This window comes from Streptomyces sp. rh34 (assembly GCF_002551245.1).
Taxonomy (GTDB): domain Bacteria; phylum Actinomycetota; class Actinomycetes; order Streptomycetales; family Streptomycetaceae; genus Streptomyces.
The window spans coordinates 1-21,987 of the sequence record NZ_NTGZ01000123.1 but is presented as its reverse complement, the minus strand read 5'-3'; the positions used below and the strand labels follow the sequence as shown (position 1 = coordinate 21,987).

At 72.9% G+C, this 21,987-nt stretch carries 20 protein-coding genes; 11 read left to right on the top strand and 9 right to left on the bottom strand.

Features of this window, described 5'->3' with window-relative positions:
* The first annotated feature begins 159 nt into the window (after positions 1-159).
* Positions 160-1,470 carry an MFS transporter gene (locus CR470_RS22040; protein WP_097869280.1) on the top strand — a complete coding sequence of 437 codons (1,311 nt, stop codon included), beginning with the start codon at positions 160-162 and terminating at the stop codon, positions 1,468-1,470.
* 254 nt (positions 1,471-1,724) lie between these two features.
* On the opposite strand, the gene CR470_RS22035 is transcribed toward CR470_RS22040, so the two are convergent.
* Complete coding sequence (locus CR470_RS22035; RefSeq protein ID WP_097869279.1) at positions 1,725-1,982, bottom strand: hypothetical protein; 258 nt, start codon at positions 1,980-1,982, stop codon at positions 1,725-1,727.
* Positions 1,983-2,040: 58 nt separating this feature from the next.
* On the opposite strand from CR470_RS22035, the gene map reads away from it, so the two are divergent.
* Positions 2,041-2,898: a type I methionyl aminopeptidase gene (gene map, locus CR470_RS22030; RefSeq protein WP_097869278.1), complete on the top strand. Its 858-nt coding sequence runs from the start codon at positions 2,041-2,043 to the stop codon at positions 2,896-2,898.
* A gap of 206 nt (positions 2,899-3,104) precedes the next feature.
* A complete protein-coding gene (locus CR470_RS22025; protein ID WP_097869277.1) occupies positions 3,105-3,770 on the top strand; it encodes a biliverdin-producing heme oxygenase in 666 nt (221 codons plus the stop codon).
* A 111-nt stretch (positions 3,771-3,881) separates the two neighbouring features.
* On the opposite strand, the gene CR470_RS22020 is transcribed toward CR470_RS22025, so the two are convergent.
* The 3 genes from CR470_RS22020 to CR470_RS22010 all read right to left on the bottom strand — a co-directional run bounded on the left by CR470_RS22020 (position 3,882) and on the right by CR470_RS22010 (position 7,877).
* Complete coding sequence (locus CR470_RS22020; RefSeq protein ID WP_097869276.1) at positions 3,882-4,553, bottom strand: PhzF family phenazine biosynthesis protein; 672 nt, start codon at positions 4,551-4,553, stop codon at positions 3,882-3,884.
* Between the two features lie 125 nt (positions 4,554-4,678).
* Complete coding sequence (locus CR470_RS22015) at positions 4,679-6,301, bottom strand: HtaA domain-containing protein (RefSeq protein WP_097869275.1); 1,623 nt, start codon at positions 6,299-6,301, stop codon at positions 4,679-4,681.
* 115 nt (positions 6,302-6,416) lie between these two features.
* Positions 6,417-7,877 carry an HtaA domain-containing protein gene (locus CR470_RS22010; RefSeq protein ID WP_097869274.1) on the bottom strand — a complete coding sequence of 487 codons (1,461 nt, stop codon included), beginning with the start codon at positions 7,875-7,877 and terminating at the stop codon, positions 6,417-6,419.
* Between the two features lie 134 nt (positions 7,878-8,011).
* Here CR470_RS22010 and CR470_RS22005 point away from each other — a divergent pair, with 134 nt between their 5' ends.
* The 4 genes from CR470_RS22005 to CR470_RS21990 all read left to right on the top strand — a co-directional run bounded on the left by CR470_RS22005 (position 8,012) and on the right by CR470_RS21990 (position 12,198).
* Entirely contained in the window at positions 8,012-9,112 is a 1,101-nt protein-coding gene (locus tag CR470_RS22005) for a heme/hemin ABC transporter substrate-binding protein (RefSeq protein WP_097869273.1), read from the top strand.
* Positions 9,109-10,218, top strand: coding sequence for a FecCD family ABC transporter permease (locus CR470_RS22000; RefSeq protein WP_097869272.1), 1,110 nt, complete (start codon positions 9,109-9,111; stop codon positions 10,216-10,218). Before CR470_RS22005 ends, CR470_RS22000 begins: the two co-directional genes overlap by 4 nt.
* A complete protein-coding gene (locus CR470_RS21995; protein ID WP_097869271.1) occupies positions 10,215-11,054 on the top strand; it encodes a heme ABC transporter ATP-binding protein in 840 nt (279 codons plus the stop codon). Before CR470_RS22000 ends, CR470_RS21995 begins: the two co-directional genes overlap by 4 nt.
* 127 nt (positions 11,055-11,181) lie before the next feature.
* Complete coding sequence (locus tag CR470_RS21990; protein ID WP_097869270.1) at positions 11,182-12,198, top strand: hypothetical protein; 1,017 nt, start codon at positions 11,182-11,184, stop codon at positions 12,196-12,198.
* A gap of 73 nt (positions 12,199-12,271) precedes the next feature.
* Here the strand turns inward: CR470_RS21990 and CR470_RS21985 are convergent, their stop codons facing one another.
* Positions 12,272-13,018 carry a bifunctional DNA primase/polymerase gene (locus tag CR470_RS21985; RefSeq protein WP_097869269.1) on the bottom strand — a complete coding sequence of 249 codons (747 nt, stop codon included), beginning with the start codon at positions 13,016-13,018 and terminating at the stop codon, positions 12,272-12,274.
* A 197-nt stretch (positions 13,019-13,215) separates the two neighbouring features.
* Positions 13,216-13,845: a TetR/AcrR family transcriptional regulator gene (locus CR470_RS21980; RefSeq protein ID WP_097869268.1), complete on the bottom strand. Its 630-nt coding sequence runs from the start codon at positions 13,843-13,845 to the stop codon at positions 13,216-13,218.
* 150 nt (positions 13,846-13,995) lie between these two features.
* On the opposite strand from CR470_RS21980, the gene ddaH reads away from it, so the two are divergent.
* Positions 13,996-14,913 (top strand): dimethylargininase, encoded by a 918-nt coding sequence (ddaH, locus tag CR470_RS21975; protein WP_373561434.1) that lies wholly within the window; start codon positions 13,996-13,998, stop codon positions 14,911-14,913.
* Between the two features lie 14 nt (positions 14,914-14,927).
* On the opposite strand, the gene CR470_RS21970 is transcribed toward ddaH, so the two are convergent.
* The gene (locus CR470_RS21970) at positions 14,928-15,923 is read right to left on the bottom strand and encodes a small ribosomal subunit Rsm22 family protein (protein ID WP_097869282.1); all 996 of its coding nucleotides are present in this window, start codon (positions 15,921-15,923) and stop codon (positions 14,928-14,930) included.
* A 229-nt stretch (positions 15,924-16,152) separates the two neighbouring features.
* Between CR470_RS21970 and CR470_RS21965 the strand changes: the two genes are divergently transcribed.
* The gene (locus CR470_RS21965; RefSeq protein WP_097869266.1) at positions 16,153-17,475 is read left to right on the top strand and encodes a hypothetical protein; all 1,323 of its coding nucleotides are present in this window, start codon (positions 16,153-16,155) and stop codon (positions 17,473-17,475) included.
* Positions 17,476-17,500: 25 nt separating this feature from the next.
* On the opposite strand, the gene CR470_RS21960 is transcribed toward CR470_RS21965, so the two are convergent.
* The gene (locus CR470_RS21960; RefSeq protein WP_097869265.1) at positions 17,501-18,886 is read right to left on the bottom strand and encodes a multidrug effflux MFS transporter; all 1,386 of its coding nucleotides are present in this window, start codon (positions 18,884-18,886) and stop codon (positions 17,501-17,503) included.
* An 89-nt stretch (positions 18,887-18,975) separates the two neighbouring features.
* Between CR470_RS21960 and CR470_RS21955 the strand changes: the two genes are divergently transcribed.
* Positions 18,976-19,971 (top strand): Gfo/Idh/MocA family protein, encoded by a 996-nt coding sequence (locus CR470_RS21955; RefSeq protein WP_097869281.1) that lies wholly within the window; start codon positions 18,976-18,978, stop codon positions 19,969-19,971.
* Between the two features lie 24 nt (positions 19,972-19,995).
* Here the strand turns inward: CR470_RS21955 and CR470_RS21950 are convergent, their stop codons facing one another.
* On the bottom strand, positions 19,996-21,663 hold the full coding sequence (locus CR470_RS21950; RefSeq protein ID WP_097869264.1) for an alkaline phosphatase D family protein: 1,668 nt from the start codon (positions 21,661-21,663) through the stop codon (positions 19,996-19,998).
* 144 nt (positions 21,664-21,807) lie between these two features.
* Between CR470_RS21950 and CR470_RS21945 the strand changes: the two genes are divergently transcribed.
* A partial coding sequence (locus CR470_RS21945) for an SDR family NAD(P)-dependent oxidoreductase (protein ID WP_143663853.1) occupies positions 21,808-21,987 on the top strand: 180 nt, incomplete at its 3' end.

Genomic DNA, 21,987 nt, shown 5'->3' with positions numbered 1-21,987 from the left:
GCCCGGCGAGCAGCCCGGCGCCCGGCCCGGCAAGCGCCCGGCACCCGGCTGGGCGAGCGGCTTGGCGAGCGGCTTGGCGAGCGGCTTGGCGAGCGGCTTGGCGAGCGGTCCGAATATCGGCTTGCCCGAAGCGCTCGGCAGTACGGATCATGGCCCTTCGTGACCTCAGCGCCTCCCTCGCCGTCCCCCTCCTCACCGCTGCCGGCCCGGATCCGCGCCCTGCTGCCGGACCTCTCGCCGTGGCGCTCCTCGGCCGACTTCCGCCTGCTGTGGGTCCAGGGCCTGATCACGTACTTCGGCAGCTTCATGGCGCTCATCGCGCTGCCGCTCCAGATCAAGGACCTCACGGGCTCCCCGCTCGCGGTCGGGGCGATGGGCGCCGTGGAGCTGGTGCCGCTGGTGGTGTTCGGGCTGTACGGCGGGGCGCTCGCGGACTCGGTGGACCGCCGCCGGGTCATCCTGCTGACCGAGGCGGGACTCGGGGTGCTCGCCGCGATCCTGCTGGTGAACGCCCTGCTCCCGGAGCCGCTGCTGTGGCCGCTGTACGTGGTAGCCGGCGGGGTGTCCGCGCTCGCCGGGCTCCAGCGGCCCGCGCTGGACTCGCTGATGGCCCGGATCGTGCCGCACAAGCAGCAGACGGCGGCGGCCGCGCTGAACTCGCTGCGCTGGCAGATCGGGGCCATCGCGGGCCCTGCGCTGGCCGGTCTGGTGGTGGCGTACGCCGGTCACGGCACGGCGTACGGGGTGACGGTGTGCACGTTCGCCGCCTCCGTCGTGCTCTGTCTGCGGCTCTCCCCCGCACCGCCGGCACGGGACGCGCAGAGGCCGTCCCTGCGCGGGATCGTCGAGGGGGCTCGGTACGCCTGGAGCCGGCCGGTGCTGCTGGGGACGTACGCGATCGACATGGCGGCGATGTTCTTCGCCTTCCCGAACACGATCTTCCCGTTCCTCGCGGACGATCTGGACGCCGAGTGGTCGCTGGGCCTGATGTACGCGGCGGGCTCGGTCGGCTCGCTGGCGCTGGGGCTGACCAGCGGCTGGACGAGCCGGGTGCGCAGACACGGGCTGTTCGTGGTGTTCGGTGCGATGGCGTGGGGGCTGGCCATCGCCGCGGCGGGCTGGTTCTCCAGCGTGTGGGTGGTGCTGCTCTGCCTGGCCGTGGCGGGGGCGGGCGACATGCTCAGCGGGCTGGGGCGCGCGACCATCTGGAACCAGACGATCCCGGAGGAGCTGCGGGGCCGGCTGGCGGGCATCGAGGTGCTCTCGTACAGCGTCGGCCCGCAACTGGGCCAGGTACGGGCCGGGGCGATGGCGGGCTGGACGGGAACCCGGTCGGCGATCTGGACGGGCGGGGTGGCGTGCGTGGCGTCGGTGGTGCTGCTGACCGCCGCACTGCCGAAGCTGGTGCGGTACGACTCGGAGACGGATGAGGACGCGGTGCGGAGGCGGGAGGCCCGGGGGGAGGCGTGAGCCGTGCGTCCGGCCGGTGGCCGGGCCGGGGGCTCCGCGCCCGCCCTCCCCGCTCCTCAAGCGCCGGAGGGCTGGAGGGCTGGACGGGCTGGAGGGCTGGACGGGCTTGGGGTGCCCCGGACGGGCCCTGCGGGGAAAAGGCTGTCCTCAAGCGCCGGACGGGCTTGAGATACCTCCCCCGGCGGGCTTGAGGTGCCCTCGGGCGGGCTTGAGGTACCCCGGGCCGGGCTTGAGGTGCCCCGGGCGGGCTTGGCCTATCCCCGGGGCGGGTCAGGGTTGCCGTCGGGTGGGCTTGAAGGGCCCTTCTCCTCATCGTGCCATTGGGGGTCGGTGTCCCACTCCAGGTTCCGGTCGCGTGCCGTGTCCATCGCGTGCTGTGCCTCCTCGCGGGAGGTGTAGGGACCGAACCGGTTCCGCGCCGGGCACTCCGGGCCTTCCTCGACCTTCCTGTGCTCCAGGCAGTAGTACCATTCGCCCGGTTTGCCTACCGTGCGCTTCTTGAACAGGGCCATCGACGGCTCCTTTCCTTATCGCCATGGTGCCCCGGGGCCGCTGGTTAGACTCGCTGGCATGTCTGGCCAGTCGCTTCTCGTACCAGGGGAGATCACTCCCGTCCGTTCCGTACCCGGAAACATCCGGCGTCCCGAGTACGTGGGGAAGCCGGCCCCGACGCCGTACACCGGCCCGGAGGTCCAGGACTCCGACACCGTGGAGCGGATGCGCGTCGCGGGCCGTATCGCCGCGCAGGCGATGGAGGAGGCCGCCAAGCACATCGCGCCGGGGGTCACCACGGACAAGCTCGACCGGGTCGCCCACGACTTCATGGTCGATCACGGCGCGTACCCCTCCACACTCGGCTACCGCGGCTTCCCCAAATCGCTGTGCACCTCGCTCAACGAGGTCATCTGCCACGGCATCCCCGACTCCACCGTGCTGCGCGACGGCGACATCGTGAACCTGGACGTCACCGCGTACATCAACGGCGTGCACGGCGACAACAACGCCACCTACCTCTGCGGCGACGTCGACGAGGAGTCGCGGCTGCTGGTCGAGCGCACCCGGGAGTCGCTGAACCGCGCCATCAAGGCGGTCAGGCCCGGACGCCAGATCAATGTGATCGGCCGGGTCATCGAGTCGTACGCGAAGCGGTTCGGCTACGGGGTCGTCCGCGACTTCACCGGGCACGGGATCAACTCCTCGTTCCACTCCGGCCTGATCATCCCGCACTACGACAGTCCGCACGCCACCACGGTGATGCAGCCGGGCATGACCTTCACCATCGAGCCGATGCTGACGCTGGGCACCCACGAGTACGACCTGTGGGAGGACGGCTGGACCGTGGTGACGAAGGACCGGAAGCGGACGGCCCAGTTCGAGCACACGCTGGTGGTCACGGAGACCGGAGCGGAGATCCTCACCCTCCCGTAAATCACCCCAATCCTCGCATAACAGCACCTTTCACCTCCTCTGCGGGTAGCCTTTTACCGACAGGGAGTCGGGAACCAGTTGACTTAGGTAAACCTAAGTAGGAGGATCGGCGTATCGGCGCGCCCCGCCGCACCGCCGCGGCGGTCGCTGCCGATACGTCCGTCCCTTTCTGGACTTCCCGTCCCCTCGGTCCCCGGAGGCCCGCCTTGGACGCAACCGCCACCGTCACTCCCTTCTCGACGCTCATCCGCACCGCGTCGCACGAGCAGCACACCGAGGCCGAGACCTCGACCTTCATGAGTGACCTGCTCGGCGGGCGGCTGGGAGTGGACGCCTACACGCGCTACACCGAGCAGCTGTGGTTCGTGTACCGGGCGCTGGAGGAAGGCGCGGAGGCGCTGCGCGACGACCCGGTCGCCGGCCCGTTCATACAGCCGGAGCTGATGCGGTCCACCGAGCTGGAGCGCGACCTGGCGCATCTGCGCGGGGCCGACTGGCGCGAGGGGGCCGAGCCACTGCCCGCCACCGCCGCCTACGCGGCCCGGGTCGCGGAGTGCGCGCGCACCTGGCCCGCCGGTTACATCGCCCACCACTACACGCGCTACCTCGGCGACCTCTCGGGCGGTCAGATCATCCGCGACAAGGCGGAGAAGACCTGGGGATTCGAGCGCAAGGGCGACGGCGTGCGCTTCTACGTCTTCGAGGAGATCACCAACCCGGCCGCGTTCAAGCGGGGTTACCGCGAGCTGCTGGACGCGGTGAACGCGGACGACCTGGAGAAGCAGCGCATCATCGAGGAGTGCAAGCGTGCCTTCGCGCTGAACACCGCGGTCTTCCGCGAACTGGGCGAGGTCTTCCCGCTCAGCGCGTGACCGGGCGCGGGCGGGTGCGCCCGTGAGCGTGCGGCCCCACCGGCCTCCGGTGGGGCCGCACGAGCGACCCCGGGGCGAGGACGATCCGGCAGCGGGACGGGCCGTCCCGGGTCAGCCCCGGACGGCCATCAGGACACGGCCCCCGACCTCCACCGTGCCGTCCGGCGCGGGTGCGGTGAGGATCTGGGAGCCGCGTCCTTGTGTGATGTTCAGGGCCCGGCCGAGCCGCGCGCTGAGCAGCAGGGCCGCCGCGCCCGTCGCCTCGTCCTCGACGATCCCCTCCCCGCGCCTCGGGAAGGCCCGCGCGCGCACCCGCCCGGCCGCCTCGTCCTCCCAGGCCCAGGCGTAGAGCCACCCCTCGCCGGGCGGCGGTCCCGGCAGGGCCTCGACCTCGGCGGCGCTCGCGTACTGCTGGAGCGTGCGCGGCGGGACCCACTCGGGGCGGGCGGCGATCCAGGTGAACTCGCCGTCCTGGCGCGCGAACACGTCCCCGACCTCCAGCTCCAGGACCTCCAGGTCCAGCAGCCAGGCGGCGCCCACCAGCGGGTGTCCGGCGAACGGCAGCCGGAGCCCCGGGGTGTGGATGTCCACCCGCCCGCGCTCCGGGTCGTCGACGAACACGGTCTCGCTGAAGCCGAGCCGCCGGGCGAGCAGTTGCCGGGAGGCCTCGTCGGGGTGGCCGCGTCCGTCGCGTACGACGCCGAGGGCGTTGCCGTACCGGCCGTCGGGTCCGCAGAACACGCGCAGGACGTCGATGCCCCGGGGTACGTCGTAGTCGCTCACGGGGGCATTCAAGCACTGCCCGGAGCCGGGACGGGAACCGAGCGGGGCACGGCCGCGGGGCCGTACCCGCGAGCACTGCCGCGACGGGTACGGCCCCGGGGGACGTGCGGGTGACGCCCGGCGGGTCAGGCGGTGGAGTCGCGGCGACGGCGCGCCGCGATCACGACACCGGCGCCGGCCGCCACGACGACGCCGGAGGCGGCGATCAGGGCGCCGGCCGGTACGTCGGATCCGGTGGAGGCCAGGGCGGCGGAGCCGCCGACCGTGCCACCCCCGGTGGTGGATCCGCCCGCCGTGGAACCGCCCACCGTGGAACCGCCGGTGGAGCCCGAACCGCCGGTGGAGCCGGAGCCGCCGGTGGAGCCGCCGGGAAGCCGGGCGTCCTTGTCGAGGGAGACCGCGACGTTCAGGGCGTCGAGCTCCTCGCCCTTCGGGTACATGCCGCTGAACGCCTTGGAGCCGTCCTCGGTGAGCGTCGCCGGGATACTCGTGAGGTTCACGATGCCGTCCTTGGCGGCGAGCGCGCCCGCGGGCACCTTCAGGTCGGCGAAGGGAACGCCCGTGACCACCGTGGCCTCGGGCTCCGGATTGTCGGTGGTCGGGCGCGCCTTGGTGGAGACGTCGGTGGTCAGCTTGCCGGAGGTGCCCTTGACGTCGACCTTCAGGTTGGTGAGCGAGAGGTCGAGCTCGTACGCGCCGCCCTTCTCGTGGCCGAGGAAGCGCACCTTGCCCTTGAACACGGCGTTCAGCGTGTTCTTGTCGGCGTCGAGGACGCCGGTGGCGCTGCCGAACCGGTAGCTGTCACCGGAGGATGTGGCGCCCTCGCTGGTCTCGACCTTGCCGTGCGCGATCGGGCCGACCACGTAGGAGCGGAACCCCTCCTTGACACCCCAGTCGAGGGTGCCGTCGACGACCGGGCCGCTGACGGGCGCGGCGGTCTCGGAGGCGGGCGGGGTCGGGGCGGTGCTCGGCCGGCCGGTGGGCTCGCCGGTCACCGGGGACGTCACCGGCGGCGTCGCGGGGGGTGTGGTCGGCGGAGTCACGGGAGGCGTGGTCGGCGGGGTCACGGGGGGCGTGGTCGGCGGCTTGGTGGGGGGTACGTTCGCCTGCTTGACCGAGAGCGTCGCCGGGTCGAGCTCGGCGCCCTTCGCATAGAAGCCGGCGAAGGCGTCGGAACCGTCGGCGGTCAGCTTGGCGGGGATGTCGGAGAAGACCATCGCGCCGCCCGCGCCGCCGCCCCGTTCGGCCTTGGTCATGTCCAGATCGGCGATCGGGGCGTCGTTCTTGGTGACGACCGTGCCGTCCATCTTCTTGCTGGTGAAGTCGGCGGTGATGGTGCCGGTCTCGCGCCCCGAGACGACCTTGATGTCGCTGAGCCGGACGTCGAGCAGGCCGTGGTGGCCCTCGAACCGGACGCCGCCCCTGAACGCGGTGTCGGATTCGTGCGTCGCGGTGTCGTACGTGCCCTTGCCGTCGGTGAAGGTGAACACCCCGTTGCCGGAGGCCTGCTCGGCACCGTCCGCGACGGTGATCGCGCCCTGCGCGATGGAGCCCGCGATGTACTTGCGGAACGATTCCTTGATGCCCCAGTCCAGCGTGCCGTCCACCAGTTCCAGCTTCGGAGCGGCGGCGGACGCGGCCTCCGAGGAACCGTCGGCGGCGAGGGCGGGCAGGGCGAAGGTCGCGCCCAGGACGGCGGCCGTGGCGACGGCCGCGGCGAGGGCTATGGGGCGGCGGGTTGCTGCCATGTCGGGAGGTCTCCTAGCGAACAGGGAAGGGAGGGAAAGGAGGGAAGGGGGAGCGTGAGGCAGTGGGTGAGGGAGTGGGTGAGGGCCCATCAGGCGCGTATGGGCGTGCCGTGGGTCAGGAAGTCCGGGAGGGGCCGGGGGCCGTGGCGGCGTCCGCCGGCCGCGCGGCTCGGCGACGCAGCGCGAAGAACGTGGCGCCGGCCGCGACGAGCAGCAGCGCGCCGCCGCCGGCGGCGAGAAGGACGCCCGTGCCCGGACCGGAGTCGGAAGAGGCGGCCGCCGATGCGGCGGACGCCTTCTCCGCGGCCTTCTTCGAGGGCTCGGCAGCCGCTGTCGGTCCACTGCCGAGGTCCGGCAGCGCGGGCAGTCGGGCCTTCTCGTCCACTGCCACGGCGAGCGACACCGGGTCCATCACGGTGCCCGCCCTGTACAGGGAGTTGAACGCCTCGGCGCCGTCGGCGGTAAGGGTGGCGGGGGCCTCGGTGAGGAGGGCGAGCCCCTCCTTCGGCGCGAGGTCCTTCGCGGGGAAGGTGATGAGGGGCACGTCCTCGGTCGTCCGGCCCTCGCTGGTGACGTCCGCCGACAGGGTGCCCTCGCCCGTGGCGACGGCGACGGTGACACCGGCGAACCTCAGGTCGAGGCCGTGGGCGCCGGTGAAGCGGACGCTGCCGCCGAAGGCGGCGTCCAGCGTCCGCTTCTTCGGGTCGTACGTCCCCTTGCCCTGCGGGAAGCGGAACAGGGCCCCGCCGTCCTGGGCGCCGTCGGCGAGCGTCCACGTGCCCTGGCCGATGGAGCCGGTGACGTACTCGCGGAAGGTGCGGCGTACGCCCCAGTCCACGGCGGCGTCCTCGAACCGGCCCGCCTTCTCCCTCCCCTTCTTCTCCGCCTTCTCCTTCTGCTCGCCCTCGTCCTTCTTCTCGTCCGGGGCGGACGGCTTCGGTCCGGCGGCCGCGCCCTCGGTGTCGACGGAGAGGCTGATCGGGTCCAGGGGGGTGCCCGCGGTGTAGTAGCCGGCGAAGGCGGCGGCGCCCTGGGAGGTCAGCGTCGCGGGGACGTCGGTGAGGGCGATGGGGGTGGAACCGCCCTTCATGTCGATCCCGCCGAGGCCGAGCGAGGCCAGCGGCACCTGGGAGCGGCGGGAGACCTTGCCGGTCCCCCGCTCCTTGCTGACCATGTCCGCGTGGAGCGTGCCACTGCCGCCGCTGATCCGGACGGTGGGGCGGCTGATCGTGAGGTCCAGCTCGTTGCCGCCGTCGGGCTTCCTGTGGCCGGTGAAGTGCACGCCGCCGGAGAAGCCGGAGTTGAGCGCTCCGGTGTCCGGGTCGTAGGAGCCGGTCGCCGAGTGGAAGCGGAACTGGCTGCCGCCGACCGTGGCCGCGCCGCCGGTGAGGCTCCAACTGCCGCTCGCGATGGGGCCGGTGACATAACCCTGGAAGGAGGACTTGATGCCCCAGTCCAGCCTGCCGCCCTGCACCGTACGGCTCGCCGCTTGCGCGGTGGCGGCGGGGAGCAGGGCTCCCAGCAGCACCGCGAGGAGCGCTACGGCGAGCGCGCGGGTGGATCTGGACAACGGCATGAGAGCCCCTCCAAGGACTGGATACCAAGGTAAGGCTAACCTAAGTTAACCCCAGCCCGGGCCGGAACCCCTCCGGTGACGCCGTTACCGGCGAACGGCCGACCGCACGCCGCAGAACGACAGGATGGTGCCCCGTGCACATCTCGCAGGCCTTCGCCACGAGGAGCCCCGAGGACCCCAAGGGCCCGGACACCGGACGGACTTGCCCCCGCCGCCCGGCCCGGGGCAGGGCGGCAGCCGCTCTCACCGCCGCCGTGGCCCTCGCCCTGGTCCTGACCGGCTGCGGCGGAAGCGGAGGCGACGACTCCGCGCCGAGGTCCGCCGGGAACACCGCCGACGCCGACCGGGTCGAGCCGCTGGCCGCCCCGCCCGCGCCGAAGCTGCCGGTGACGGTCGACTCGGCGGACGGCACGGAGGTCACGATCGACTCCACCGACCGGATCGTGCCGCTGACCGGGGCGCTGAGCGAGATCGTCTTCACCCTCGGCTTCGGGAAGCAGGTGGTCGCCCGGGACATCACCGCCACCTTCGAACAGGCCGAGAAGCTCCCGGTGGTGACCCGCGCCCACGACGTGTCGGCGGAGAGCGTGCTCTCGCTGAAGCCGACGATCGTCCTCGCCGACAGCAGCACCGGACCGGCCGAGGCCATCGACCAGATCCGTGACGCGGGCATCCCGCTGCTCGTCGTCGAGCCCGCCAAGGAGCTCGCCGACGTCGGCCGCCGCATCGGCACCGTCGCCGAGGCCCTCGGCGTACCGTCCGCCGGAACGGAGCTCAAGGAGCGCACCGAGTCCCGGATCGCCGCCGTCCAGAAGTCGATCCCGGACCACAGGGGCGGCACGAAGCCCCGGGTCGCCTTCCTCTACCTGCGCGGCTCGGCCTCCGTCTACCTGCTGGGCGGCGCGGAGTCCGGGGCCGGTTCGCTGCTGGAGGCGGCGGGCGCGGTGGACGCCGGCAAGGAGTCGGGCCTGGACAAGGACTTCACCGCCATCACCAGCGAGGCGCTCGCCAAGGCCGCTCCGGACGCGATCCTCCTGATGACCAAGGGGTTCGAGTCGGTCGGCGGCATGGACGGTCTGGTGAAGATCCCCGGCATCGCGGAGACCCCGGCCGGGATGGACCGCCGGATCGTCACCATCGACGACGGGGTGCTGCTCAACTACGGGCCGCGCACCGACCGGGTGCTCGCCGAGATCGTCGAGCAGCTGTACGCGAAGGGCGGCACGGGCCGGTGACCACCTCGTACGAGCAACGCACCGGGACCGTCGGGAGGTCCCCGGGCGAAGGAGCGGACGGCGTAGCCCCCAAGTCCCCCCGGGGCCGGGCGTTCGTCCTCGCCGCTGTGCTCTCCCTCGCCCTGCTCGCCGGCTGCCTGCTGTCCGCGGCGATCGGCGCGTACTCCATCCCGCTCGGCGACGTCCTGTCCTCCGTGCAGCACCGGATCGGACTCGGCGGGCAGGCGCTGGACCGGGTCGGCGAGAGCGTCCTGTGGAACGTACGGCTTCCTCGGGTCGTCCTCGCCCTGCTCGTCGGCGCGTCCCTCGGCTGCGCGGGCGCGCTGATGCAGGGCGTGTTCGGCAACCCGCTCGCCGAGCCCGGCGTGATCGGTATCTCGGCGGGCGCCGCCGTGGGCGCGGTCGCCTCCATCGCGCTCGGCCTGAGCTTCTTCGGCAACTGGACCATCACCGTCTGCGCGTTCGTCGCGGGCCTGGCCACGGTCCTGCTCGTCTACACGCTCTCGCGGTCCGGCGGCCGGACCGAAGTGGTGACGCTGATCCTCACCGGTATCGCCGTCAACGCGTTCGCGGGCGCGCTGATCGGCCTCTTCATCTTCTTCGCGGACAACGCGCAGATCACCCAGATCACCTTCTGGCAGCTCGGTTCGCTCTCCCAGGCCACCTGGCCCAAGGTGCTCGCCGTGCTGCCGTGCGCGCTGGCGGGGCTCATCGTCGCCCCGTTCCACTCCCGCAAGCTGGACCTGCTGGCCCTCGGGGAGCGGCCCGCCCGGCACCTGGGCGTGGACGTGGAGCGGCTGCGGATCGTGCTGGTGCTGGTGGTGGCGCTGCTGACGGCCGCGGCGGTCGCCGTCGCCGGGATCATCTCCTTCGTCGGGCTGCTCGTGCCGCATCTGCTGCGGATGGCGAACGGCCCCGGCCACCGTTTCCTCGTCCCGGGCAGCGCGCTCGGCGGCGCCCTGGTCCTGGTGGCGGGCGACCTCGCGGCCCGTACGGTGGCGGCCCCGGCCGAGCTGCCGCTCGGGGTGCTGACCGCGCTCTTCGGCAGCCCGTTCTTCTTCTGGCTGCTGCGCAGGACCCGTCGTAGGCAAGGTGGTTGGGCATGAGGACGCTGAGAGACCTGTTCGCGGTACGCACCCGGGAGCTGCCCTCGCCCGTCGCCCCCGGCTCCCCCGTCGTCGAGGCCGTCGGGCTGTCGGTGCGCCTCGGGCAGCGGTGGGTGCTGGACTCCGTCGGCCTGGCCGCGCACGCGGGCGAGGTGGTCGCCCTGGTCGGACCGAACGGCGCGGGCAAGTCGACGCTGCTGGCGGCGCTGGCCGCCGATCTGCCCGCCGGAAGCGGCGAGGTGCGGATCGACGGGCGTCCGGCCGCCGCGTGGTCCGCGCCCGATCTGGCGCTGCGCCGCTCGGTGCTGCCGCAGTCCGCCGCGCTGTCCTTCCCGTTCCCGGTGGAGGACGTCGTACGGATGGGGCGGGCGCCCTGGGCCGGTACGGAGCGGGAGGTGGAGGACGACGCGGCGGTGGCCGCGGCGATGGCGGCGACCGAGGTGACCGGGTTCGCGGGCCGCCCCTTCTCCGCTCTGTCGGGCGGCGAGAAGGCGCGGGTGGCGCTGGCCCGGGTGCTGGCGCAGCGGGCCCCGCTGATGCTGCTCGACGAGCCGACCGCCGCCCTGGACCTGCGCCACCAGGAGCTGGTGCTGCGGATCTGCCGGGACCGGGCCGCCGCCGGGGACGCGGTGGTGGTCGTGCTGCACGACCTCGGCCTCGCCGCGGCGTACGCGGACCGGGCGGCCGTCCTGCACGAGGGGCGGATCGCGGAACTGGGCGCGCCGGACGAGGTGTTCAGCGGCGAGCTGCTCGGTGAGGTCTACCGGCAGCCGGTGGAGGTCTTCCCCCACCCCCGTACGGGCCGGCCACTGATCGTGCCGGTGCGCCGGGCCTGAGGCGGCTTCCGCCGCCAGGTCACGGTGTGGACGCTGTATCCGGTCCCCGCCCGCACGCCGTCCGCCGCCCCGGTAGGGTTTCGACGGTCAGTGCGGGCGACGGATTCAGAAGGCGCAGAAGCAACGGATGACGAGACACCCTGGGCTGGGCCGGCTGACGGCGGGGCTCGCGACGGCGACGGTGCTGTGCGTGACGGCGAGCGGCTGCGTGACGGTGCACGGGGAGCTGGAAGTGCTGCCCGGGGCGAAGAAGCCGGAGGCCGCACAGGCGCTCAAGGACTTCACCGACGCCTACAACGCGGCGGACAAGGCGTTCGATCCGGCGCTGGACGCGGACCGGGTGACGGGTTCGCTCGGCGCGATCAACCAGGCCGGGCTGAAGGCGCGGCAGACGTACAACCCCGAAGGCAACAAGGCGCACAAGCCGCTGGTGCTGGACGACGCGACGTACGTCATCCCCAAGAAGGCGGGTTGGCCGCGCTGGTTCCTCGCGGACACCGACTCCAACCGCGACCAGGACGGCGGGAAGCTGGACACCCGCTGGCTGGTGGTGTTCGTACGGTCGGGCCCCGACGCCCTGTGGAAGGCGTCGTATCTCGCGGTCGTCCCCCCGTCCCAGGTGCCGGAGTTCACCCTGGACGAGGACGGGCTCGCCACCCCGGTGGAACTTGAGGACGACGGCCTGGCCGTGGCGCCCGCGGAGCTGAGCGCCTCGTACACCGGCTATCTGCAGAGCGGCACCCCTGACGTGTTCACGCCCTCCACGGCGACCTCGGGCTGGCGCGAGACGCGCCGCACCACCCGGCGGGCGGGGTTCTCGTACCAGTACGTCGACCAGCCGCTGACGAGTGCGGCGTTCGCACCGCTCGGGCTGCGCACCGAGGACGGCGGGGCGCTGGTCTTCTTCAGCAGCAAGCACTTCGAGCGGCAGACCGCGGCGAAGGGGCTGCGGCCCGAGGTCAACGCGGACGTGAAGGCGCTGCTCACCGGCGAGGTGAACAGCAGCCTCACCAAGGAGCGGGTCTCCAGCCAGCTGGTGCACATCCCGCCGCGCGAGACGGCGGCCGGCTCCGAGTCCGGCTCCGGCGCCAAGGTGCGGATGCTGAACCGGCTGCCCGGCCTGGTCGCGGCGAAGGGCGAGTAGCTCCGTCGGCGACCCGAGCGCCCTGCCCGCCGGTCAGGCGGGCGGGCGCACACCTGACCAACGAGTCAGCGGCTCAGCGGCTCAGCGGCCAGGCGATCGAGTCGTGGTCCAGCTCGCTCTGCTCGGCACTGCCCGCGTACCGCGCACAGGCGTCGGTGAGCGTCTCCAGCAGGGTCAGCGGGTCGGGCAGCTCGTGCTCGGGGCCGCGCACCCAGTGCACGTCGAGCTCGCCGGGGAGCCGGGCGGGCGGCAGCAGGACGTAGCTGCCCCGGCAGTGCCAGCGCAGACCCGGGTGGGCGTCCATCGTCTCGGGGTGGCAGTCCAGCTCGCAGGGCCACCACTCGTCCTCGTCCTCGGGGGTGCCGCGGGTGGCGGTGAAGAAGAGCATCCGGTCCTCGCCGGACTGGGCGACCGGGCCGACGTCGATACCCGCGTCGAGAAGACGCTCCAGAGCGCTGCGGCCCGCGGTGAGCGGGACGTCCAGCACGTCGTGGATCATGCCGGTCGCGGTGATGAAGTTGGCCAGCGGCTGGCCGCCGGCCCAGCGCTCGATCTGGGCGCGGTCGGTGGTCGACTGTGTCTGCCAGGCGAAGGAGATGGGATGCCGGGCGGGGGTGGGGCAGCCGATGCGTTCGCACGAACATCGGTATCCGAGGGGGTGGGCGGCGGGGGCGATGGGCATGCCCGCGTCGGCGACCGCCAGGAGCAGCGCGACTCTGGCCGACTCGTCGGCCTCGGCTCCCGGTGATTTGGGGCGTCGCCGCAGCCACTGGGAGATCCTGCTCTCTGTGCCGCGGAAACGGCCGGAATCGGCGCCCATCTATCCCCTCACCTCAGCAGTTCACCTCAGCGTTGCCTCTCCATCGTCGCACCATCCTGCGGTTCGGGTGGCCAGAGTTCACCAGCGGGGGCGTGTACCACCGCACCGAGTGAGCACCATCACGCCCGATGTCACCCCATACCGGGCACTTCCCACCCTTGTCGGCAGGGTCCGGGAGTTGCCGACGGGCCCGGGGGTCAGGGGCGCGGGGCGAGCCCGCCGACGGTGTAGTCGACGATCGCGTCGGCGTACGCGTGGGTGAGCGGCAGGGTCCGCAGCAGCCAGCGGTGCATCAGCGGGCCGATGAGCAGCTCCAGGGCGATCCGGGGGTCGGCGTCGGCACGCAGGTGCCCCGCCTCCTGGGCGGCCCGCAGACGCGTGACGTACAGCGCGAGCTGCGGTTCGAGCAGCTTCGCGACGAATTCGGCGCCCAGCTTCGCGTCGACGATGCCCTCGGCGGTCAGCGCGCGGGTGGGGGCCTCCAGCGCCGGGTCGTTCAACTCGTCGACGGTGGCCCGCAGGACGAGCTTGAGGTCGGCGGCCAGATCGCCGGTGTCGGGGATGCCCTGCGCGGTGCCGCCGGACTCCGGTCCGGCCTCCTCGGCGGCCCGGTCCGCCAGGTCGAGGAAGGCTTCCATCAGCACGGCGGCCTTGGAGGGCCACCAGCGGTAGATGGTCTGCTTGCCGACCCCAGCGCGGGCGGCGATACCCTCGATCGTCGTGCGCTGGTAACCCACCTCTCCGACGAGGGCGAGGGCGGCTTCGTGGATCGCGCGGCGGGAGCGATCGCTGCGGCGGCTGGAGTCGGGTGCCTTGGTGGGTGCCATGCGCCCAATCTAACGCCGGACAAGCCGATACGTATCGTCTTGCGGTGGCGGGTACGGGCCGCATCGCGGGCGGGTACGGGCCGCATCGCGGGCAACGAGGGCATCCGGGCGGTGGCCGCGACCGGGCGGTCCGGTGAACCACCCGATCGGTTGGCTGCGGATCCGGCGCGCACAGCGCACCATGGGCTCACGCACAGACCGTGCGCATCCCACCGTTCCGCGGCCCCGGCCGCCGTTCGCGAGGAGCCCGAGTTGAACCGTGACGCCACCCCTCGTCGCTACCTGATGTGCGCCCCGGCGCACTTCCGGGTCACCTACTCCATCAACCCGTGGATGGACCCGTCCAAACCCGTCGACCTGCCGCTGGCCCAGACCCAGTGGGAGGACCTGCGCGACCGCTACCGCGCCCTCGGCCACACCGTCGAGCTGCTCACCCCCCGTCCCGACCTGCCCGACATGGTCTTCGCCGCCAACGGCGCCACGGTGATCGGCGGCCGGGTGCTCGGCGCGCTGTTCGCGTACCGGGAGCGGTACGAGGAGGCCGGGGCGCACCGGGACTGGTTCCGGGAGCACGGCTTCGCCGAGGTCCACGAGCCGGAGCATGTCAACGAGGGCGAGGGGGACTTCGCCGTCACCGCCTCGTACCTGCTGGCCGGGCGCGGCTTCCGCTCCAGTCCGCTCTCGCACGCCGAGGCCCAGGAGTTCTTCGGGCTGCCGGTCATCGGGCTCGATCTGGTGGATCCGCGCTACTACCACCTGGACACCGCACTGTGCGTGCTGGACGCGGCTGCCGACGAGATCATGTACTACCCGGACGCGTTCTCCCCCGGCAGCCGGGCGGTGCTGCGCCGGCTGTTCCCGGACGCGCTGCTCGCCCGGGAGGCGGACGCAGCGGCGTTCGGGCTCAACTCGGTGAGCGACGGGCGTCACGTCCTGCTGCCGCAGGGGGCGACGGGGCTTCTGGACCCGCTGCGGGACCGGGGCTTCGAGCCGGTCCCGATGGATCTGGGTGAGCTGCTCAAGGGCGGCGGCAGCGTGAAGTGCTGCACCCAGGAGCTGCGGGCCTGATCAGCCGCCGGCCGTCACTCCGTGCTCTCCGGCGGCCAGGGATCGCCCCAGGCGACATCCCTGGCCGCCCGGTACAGCTCGCCGTGGCGCTTGGTGACCGTCGAGCGGGCCAGGCCCTCGTCGCGGGTGCACAGCTCCAGCAGCACCTGCCCCTTGCGGATCTGCGGCCTGCGGGTGATCCGGGCGGGCGCCGGGGCGGTGGGGAAGCGGGTGGCGGCGACGTAGGCGAACTTCTCGTCCTCGTGGCTCAGCGAGCCGCCCTTGACCTGCCGGTGCAGCGAGGAGCGGCTGACCCGGGCCGAGAAGTGGCACCAGTCGGTCCCGGGGGTGATCGGGCAAGCGTCGCTGTGCGGGCAGGGGGCGGCGACGCTCAGCCCGGCGGCGACCAGCCGGTCGCGGGCCTCGATGATCCGGGCGTAGCCGTCGGGGGTGCCGGGCTCCACGATCACCACCGCCTGTCCGGCGGCCGCCGCCGCGTCGACCAGCTCGGTCCTGGCCCCGGCGGTCAGCTCCTTGAGCACATAGCTGACGGTGACCAGGTCCACCGGGGCCAGTTCCAGCGAAGCATCGATCCGGGCCTGCTCCCAGCGCGCGTCGCGGAGCCCCGGGACCCCGGACGCCTCGGCCAGTTCGCGACCGAGCGCGAGAGCCGGTCCGGCCCAGTCCAGGACGGTCGTCGCCGGGCCCTCCCAGACCCCCGCCACCGCCCAGCTCGCCGCGCCCGTGCCGCCCCCGACGTCCGTGTGCGTGGCGGGCGTCCAGTCGGGCGCGGCCCCGGCCAGGGCGTCGAGGGCGGACCGTACGGCTTCGTAGGTGGCGGGCATCCGGTACGCGGCGTACGCGGCGACGTCCGAGCGGTCCCGCAGGATCGGGGCGTCCGTCGGGGTCTCCCCCCGATAGCTGGCGATCAGCCGGTCGACGGCCTGCGCGGCCTGCTTGGGCGGCAGCCCGTCGAGCAGCCCGGCCAGCGCCGCGCGCAGGGACTGTGCGGTGGGGAGGGTGACGTTCACCGCCGAATTGTAGGCGGAGGCGACCCGGCGGACGCATTCCGCTTCGCCGTGGCCCAGGGGGGTACGGAGGGACGTGCGCGGGCGGCGCGGGGCCGCGCCGGGTCCGCGCCAAGACTTCACGTAACCGGTACGGAACGGGAATCCGGTGAACTCCACACTGCCGTGGGCCTGTTGCTACGCTGGCCCGCGCGTGGACGGCACCAGGTCAAGATGGTCCAGCAGGGGAGCCATGAGGCAGAAGATCGTGCGGCTGACGCTCGTCGGCGGGGTGGTCTTTCTCGCCCTGCTCCTGATGCTGGCCACCTGTGGCGGCAGCCCCGACGAGGACGACCGGAAGAACGGCGCGGCCACCGGGACGGCGAAGCCGGTGCTGCCGAGCGCGGGCCCGGTGACCCGGCTGACCGTTCCGCCGCAGTACACGACGGACCGGGGCTGGGAGATCATCGGCTCCTCCCCGGATGTCGCCGTCTCCCACGCGACGGGCCTGCTGGCCTATCTGGAGCGGTCCGACGGGAACCGCTACCGGTTGCGCACCGTCGACACCGCCACCGGCGAGCTGGGCTGGCGGGGCAAGGCCTGGCGGCTGCCGGACCCGCTGCACTACCCGAAGCTCGCCGCGGTGGCCAAGGGCGACCGGCAGTTCTTCGTGACCTGGTCCTACGGGAAGGTCGGCGACGGGCTGTCGCCGGCGAACACCTTCCTCGCACTCGATCTGTACGACGTCACGAACGGGAACCGGCGGCGCGTCGAGGTGCCCTGGTCCGGGGCCCCGAACGTCCTGACGACCGGACCGGACATCGTGATCAGCGACGGGAAGGCGAACAGCACCCTGGTCGACCCGGTCACCGGTGAGGTGTCCGAACTGAGCGCGGACAAGCTGAAGTACCCCAAGGGCTGCCCGGCCTGCAAGCAGCTCACCGAGGTGCACGGCCAGACCTCCGACGGCCTGCTGCTGGGCGGGGCACGGGAGTTCTGGGTGCACGGCGGCTGGTTCAGCCGGAACGTCGCGCCCAAGGGCACGGACAAGGGCAGCGGAGTGGTGACGTCGACGACCCCGGGCCAGGTGCTGGCGAAGTGGGCGCCCGCGAAGAAGACCAAGCGGGCGGCGACCCACGAGCTGTGGGCGGTGCACGACGCGGCGACCGGCGAGGTCCTCACCTCGGTGGAGTGCCACAGGCCCGCCATAAAGCCGGGGCGTTTCCCGCAGGCGGTCCTCTCCCCCTCGGGCGACTACCTGATCGCCGGGAACCTGGCCTTCGACCTGAAGGCGAAGCAGGGCCGCTGCTTCGAGGACGAGGGCGGCGCCGCCCATCTGACGCTGGCCACGGTGACGGACGACGGCATCGCGTACGGGGCCGAGAACGCGCGCGACGCCTCGGAGGCGCTGTCCGGCGGCGGGCTCCCGGTCTCGATGGACTTCGCCACCTGGAGCACCGACCGGCTGTCACGCAACGCGCGGCTGCCGGGGACGGAGACGACCGGGGTCGGGGTGTTCCGCTGGACCGACCGGCAGGACCGCACGCATCTGATCGGCTACCCGCGCACCGGCTGAATCCGGGGCGCGCGGCGGGCCCCGGTCAGAGACCGCCGGCCTCGCGGCCCGCTCGCTGCCAGGGGCGGCACAGGAGCAGGAAGCAGGCCACCGCCGCCACCGCGCACACCACCTGGACCACGGCCATCGGAACGGCCGTGTCCTCCCCCGCGATGCCGACCAGCGGGGAGGCCACGGCGCCGATGAGGAACGAGGTGGTGCCGAGCAGCGCGGAGGCGGAGCCCGCCGCGTGCTTGGTGCGCATCAGGGCCTGGGCGTTGGTGTTCGGCATCGCGAGGCCCATCGCCGACATCAGGACGAAGAGCCCGGCGGCGACCGGTACGAGACCGACCTCGCCGAAGACGCCGGTCGTCATGAGCAGCAGCGCGACGGCGGCCAGCACGATCACCGCGAGGCCGAAGCCGAGCACCTTGTCGAGGCTGATCCGGCCCACGAGCAGCTTGCCGTTGATCTGCCCGACGGTGATGAGGCCGATCGAGTTGAGCCCGAAGAGCAGGCTGAAGGTCTGCGGCGAGGCCCCGTAGATCTCCTGCACGACGAACGGGGAGGCGGCGATGTACGCGAACAGGACCGCGAAGGCGAGCCCGCCCGCGACCATGTAGCCGGTGAAGACCCGGTCGGCGAGCAGCCCCCGCATGGTGCGCAGGGCGTCGGTGACGCCGCCGGTGTGGCGGTCGGCGGGCGGCAGCGTCTCGTGGAGCCATTTCCAGACGACCAGGGTGAGCACGATGCCGACGGCGGTCAGCACGACGAAGATGCCCCGCCAGTCGGTGATCCGCAGGACCTGCCCGCCGATCACCGGGGCGATGACCGGGGCGACGCCGGAGATCAGCATCAGGGTGGAGAAGAACCGGGCCATCTCCACGCCGTCGTAGAGGTCGCGCACCACGGCCCGCGCGATGACGATGCCGGCCGCGCCGGCGAGCCCCTGGAGGAGGCGGAAGCCGATGAGGAGTTCGGCGGTGGGGGCCAGGGCGCAGATCGCCGTGGCGAGGACGTAGACGACCATGCCGAGGAGCAGCGGCTTGCGGCGGCCCCAGCGGTCGCTCATCGGTCCGACGACGAGCTGGCCGAGCGCCATGCCGGCCAGGCACGCGGTCAGGGTGAGCTGGACGGTGGCGGCGGGGGCGCCCAGGGAGTCGGTGACGGCGGGGAGCGCGGGGAGGTACATGTCCATGGACAGCGGCGGCAGTGCGGTGAGTCCGCCGAGGACCATGGTGACCAGGAGGCCGGTGCGCCGGGTGGTCCTCGCCGCCGGGCCGGGGAGTCCGGCGGGGGCGGTGACCTGCGGGGCGGCCGGGTCGACGGAGAGGGCGCCCGCGTCCCCGTGCGGGACCGGCCGGCCGTCGGCCCCGGTCCCGGTGGTGGGTATGTGTGCTGACTGGGCCCGGCTGCCGCCGCTGTCCGGCATTCTCGTCTCCACATCGTTGAATACGCATCTATGCTCTCAGCTCGACCGGAGTGGTCGATACCTTTTTCGGGCGGGCTGGGGTGGCGGGCATGAGTGGGACGGTGCGCTGGGGTGTTCTGGCGACGGGCGGCATAGCCGCGACTTTCACGGCGGACGTACAGGGGCTTCCCGACGCCGAGGTGGTGGCGGTGGCCTCGCGCACGGAGGCCTCGGCGCGGGACTTCGCCGAGCGGCACGGGATCGGGCGGGCCTACGGCAGCTGGGCGGAGCTGGTCGCCGACGACGAGGTGGACGTGGTGTACGTGGCCACCCCGCACTCGGCGCACCACGCGGCGGCCGGGCTGGCGCTGCGGGCCGGAAAGCATGTGCTGTGCGAGAAGGCGTTCACGCTCAACAGCCGGGAGGCGAAGGAGCTGGTGGCGCTCGCGCGGGACCGCGGTCTCTTCCTGATGGAGGCCATGTGGACCTATCTCAACCCGGTGGTCCGCCGCCTCACCGAGCTGGTCCGGGACGGGGCGATCGGCGAGATCCGGACCGTACAGGCGGACTTCGGCTTCGCGGGCGACTTCGCTCCCGGGCACCGGTTGCGCGATCCGGACCTGGGCGGCGGGGCGCTGCTGGACCTCGGGGTCTACCCGGTGTCGTTCGCGCATCTGCTGCTGGGCGAGCCGGACCGGGTGCGGGCCGACGCGTTGCTGTCCCCGGAGGGCGTCGACCTGAACACGGGGATGCTGCTCGGCTGGGACTCCGGCGCGACCGCGCTGCTCTCGTGCTCGATCGTCGGCCACCACCCGACGGCGGCCACCGTCATCGGCACGGCCGGGCGGATCGACCTCCCGCGCGACTTCTTCCACCCGGACCACTTCGTCCTGCGGCGGGCGGGCGCGGAGCCGGAGACGATCACCTCGGGGCCGGGACCGCGGGGGCTGACGGGCATGCAGTACGAGGCCGCCGAGGTGATGCGGGCGGTGCGGGCGGGCGAGAGCGAGTCCCCGCTCGTCCCGCTGGAGGGTTCGCTGGCGGTGATGCGGACGCTCGACGCGGTACGGGACCGTATCGGCGTCCGCTACCCGGCGGACCGCTGAGCCCGCTGACGCGGGCGTGAGGCTCTACGCGGGCGTGAGCCCGGGGTTTCCCGCCTCGGTGACGAAGGAGGCCGCCGTGGTGAGCGGCGCTCCGGGGGTCGTGACCGCCGCCACCGTACGGAAGTCGGCGCGCGCCTCCTTCGTTCCGAGGGTGACGAGCGCGTAGCCGCGCCGCCCGTTGTAGTGCTTCAGGTGCGGGTTGGCGCGGGTCTGGTTCTCCCAGTTGGCGGGCCGGTCCGCGCCGTCCTTGCCGCTGCTGATGGACGTGGTGACGATCTCCGTGCCGACGGTGCGCGAGGCGGGGTCGTCGAAGTCCTTCTTCAGGTCGAAGGCGTAGGAGACGTGGACGTCGCCGGTGAGGACCATGAGGTTGTCCACGCCGGCGGCCTCGGCCCCGGCCAGCACCCGCTGCCGGGAGGCCGGGTAGCCGTCCCAGGAGTCCATGGAGAGCTTGAAGGCGTCGGTGGGCACATTGCGCCGCCGGGCGAAGGTGACCTGCTGCGGGACGACGTTCCAGGTGGCGTCCGACGCGCGCCAGCCGTCGAGCAGCCAGCGCTCCTGGGCGGCCCCGGTCATGGTGCGCGCGGGGTCCTCGGACTCGGGTCCCGGGGTGCGCCAGCCGTCGCCGTACGCCTGGTCGCTGCGGTACTGGCGGGTGTCGAGGATGTCGAACTGGGCGAGCCGCCCGAACGTCAGGCGGCGGTAGAGCCGCATGTCGGGTCCGGTGGGGCGCTGCGGGGTGCGCAGCGGCTGGTTCTCCCAGTACGCGCGGTACGCGGCGGCCCGGCGCAGCAGGAACTCCTCGGGCGGGACGTCGTTCTCGGGGGTGCCGCCCGCGTAGTTGTTCTCGGTCTCGTGGTCGTCCCAGGTCACGACGAAGGGGTGGGCGGCGTGGGCGGCGCGCAGGTCCGGGTCGGACTTGTAGAGGGCGTAGCGCAGCCGGTAGTCCTCCAGCGTGACCGTCTCGCGGTTGTAGTGCGCGGGAAGTCTGCGGTCGGTGTAGCCGCGGGCGCCGCCGGTGGCGGTGACGGCGTACTCGTAGAGGTAGTCGCCGAGGTGGAACACGACGTCGACGTCCTCGGCGGCGAGGTGGCGGTGGGCGGTGAAGTACCCGTCGTGGTACGCCTGGCAGGAGACGGCGGCCAGGGTCAGGGAGCTGGTGCGGGCTCCGGGGGCCGGGGCGGTGCGGGTGCGGCCGGCCGGGCTGGTCCAGTTGCCGGTGCGGAAGCGGTAGTAGTAGACCCGGCCGGAGTCGAGGCCCTGGACCTCGGCGCGGACGCTGTGGGCGAACTCGGGGTGGGCGGTGACCGATCCGCGCCGCTCGACACGGCGGAAGCTCTCGTCCCGGGCCACCTCCCAGCGCACCTCGACCCGGCGTCGCGGCAGTCCGCCGCCCGGCTCGTAGGGGCGGGGGGCGAGCCGGGTCCAGATCAGGACGGACGTCGGGTGCGGGTCGCCGGAGGCGACGCCGAGGGTGAACGGGTCCTCGGTGATCCGGCGGGCGTCGAGTTCGGCGGCGCTCGCCGTGCCGGCGGCGGGAAGGTTCACGGCGAAGGCGAGCGCGGCGGCGGCTCCGGTGACGGTCAGGAAGCGCCTGCGTCCCACGCCCGGTTCGAGCAGCCGTGCGGCGGCGCGGAGTTCGGTCGCCCGTGTGCTCTGATCGGGCGTCATGATGATCTGTGCGGCTGTCATATGCCCCTCCTCAGCCCGGATGCTGTCGGGCTTCATGGCAGCCGCACGCGACGACGCACCGTTGTCGCGTGCACAACATCCGCATGGCGGGTCGATGAGCACCCCGTGCCCCGTGCACCGATCCGTCCCGTACGCTGCCGGGCCATGAACACTGAGCAGACCGGCCGGAAAGTCGCCGTCGTCACGGGTGCGGGATCAGGGATCGGGCGGGCCGTCGCGCTCGCCCTCGCGAGCACGGGCTGGTCGCTCGCGCTCGCCGGGCGGCGGGCCGAGCCGCTGGCGGAGACGGCGGCCGCCGCCGGGGACACCGAGGCGCTGTGCGTC

Bases quoted from the DNA above. Each gene is read 5' to 3' on its own strand.
- CR470_RS22035 (WP_097869279.1), bottom strand. From the start codon at position 1,982: ATGGCCCTGTTCAAGAAGCGCACGGTAGGCAAACCGGGCGAATGGTAC.
- map (WP_097869278.1), top strand. From the start codon at position 2,041: ATGTCTGGCCAGTCGCTTCTCGTACCAGGGGAGATCACTCCCGTCCGT.
- CR470_RS22015 (WP_097869275.1), bottom strand. From the start codon at position 6,301: ATGGCAGCAACCCGCCGCCCCATAGCCCTCGCCGCGGCCGTCGCCACG.
- CR470_RS22010 (WP_097869274.1), bottom strand. From the start codon at position 7,877: ATGCCGTTGTCCAGATCCACCCGCGCGCTCGCCGTAGCGCTCCTCGCG.
- CR470_RS21995 (WP_097869271.1), top strand. From the start codon at position 10,215: ATGAGGACGCTGAGAGACCTGTTCGCGGTACGCACCCGGGAGCTGCCC.
- CR470_RS21990 (WP_097869270.1), top strand. From the start codon at position 11,182: ATGACGAGACACCCTGGGCTGGGCCGGCTGACGGCGGGGCTCGCGACG.
- CR470_RS21985 (WP_097869269.1), bottom strand. From the start codon at position 13,018: ATGGGCGCCGATTCCGGCCGTTTCCGCGGCACAGAGAGCAGGATCTCC.
- CR470_RS21980 (WP_097869268.1), bottom strand. From the start codon at position 13,845: ATGGCACCCACCAAGGCACCCGACTCCAGCCGCCGCAGCGATCGCTCC.
- CR470_RS21965 (WP_097869266.1), top strand. From the start codon at position 16,153: ATGAGGCAGAAGATCGTGCGGCTGACGCTCGTCGGCGGGGTGGTCTTT.
- CR470_RS21960 (WP_097869265.1), bottom strand. From the start codon at position 18,886: ATGCCGGACAGCGGCGGCAGCCGGGCCCAGTCAGCACACATACCCACC.
- CR470_RS21955 (WP_097869281.1), top strand. From the start codon at position 18,976: ATGAGTGGGACGGTGCGCTGGGGTGTTCTGGCGACGGGCGGCATAGCC.
- CR470_RS21950 (WP_097869264.1), bottom strand. From the start codon at position 21,663: ATGACAGCCGCACAGATCATCATGACGCCCGATCAGAGCACACGGGCG.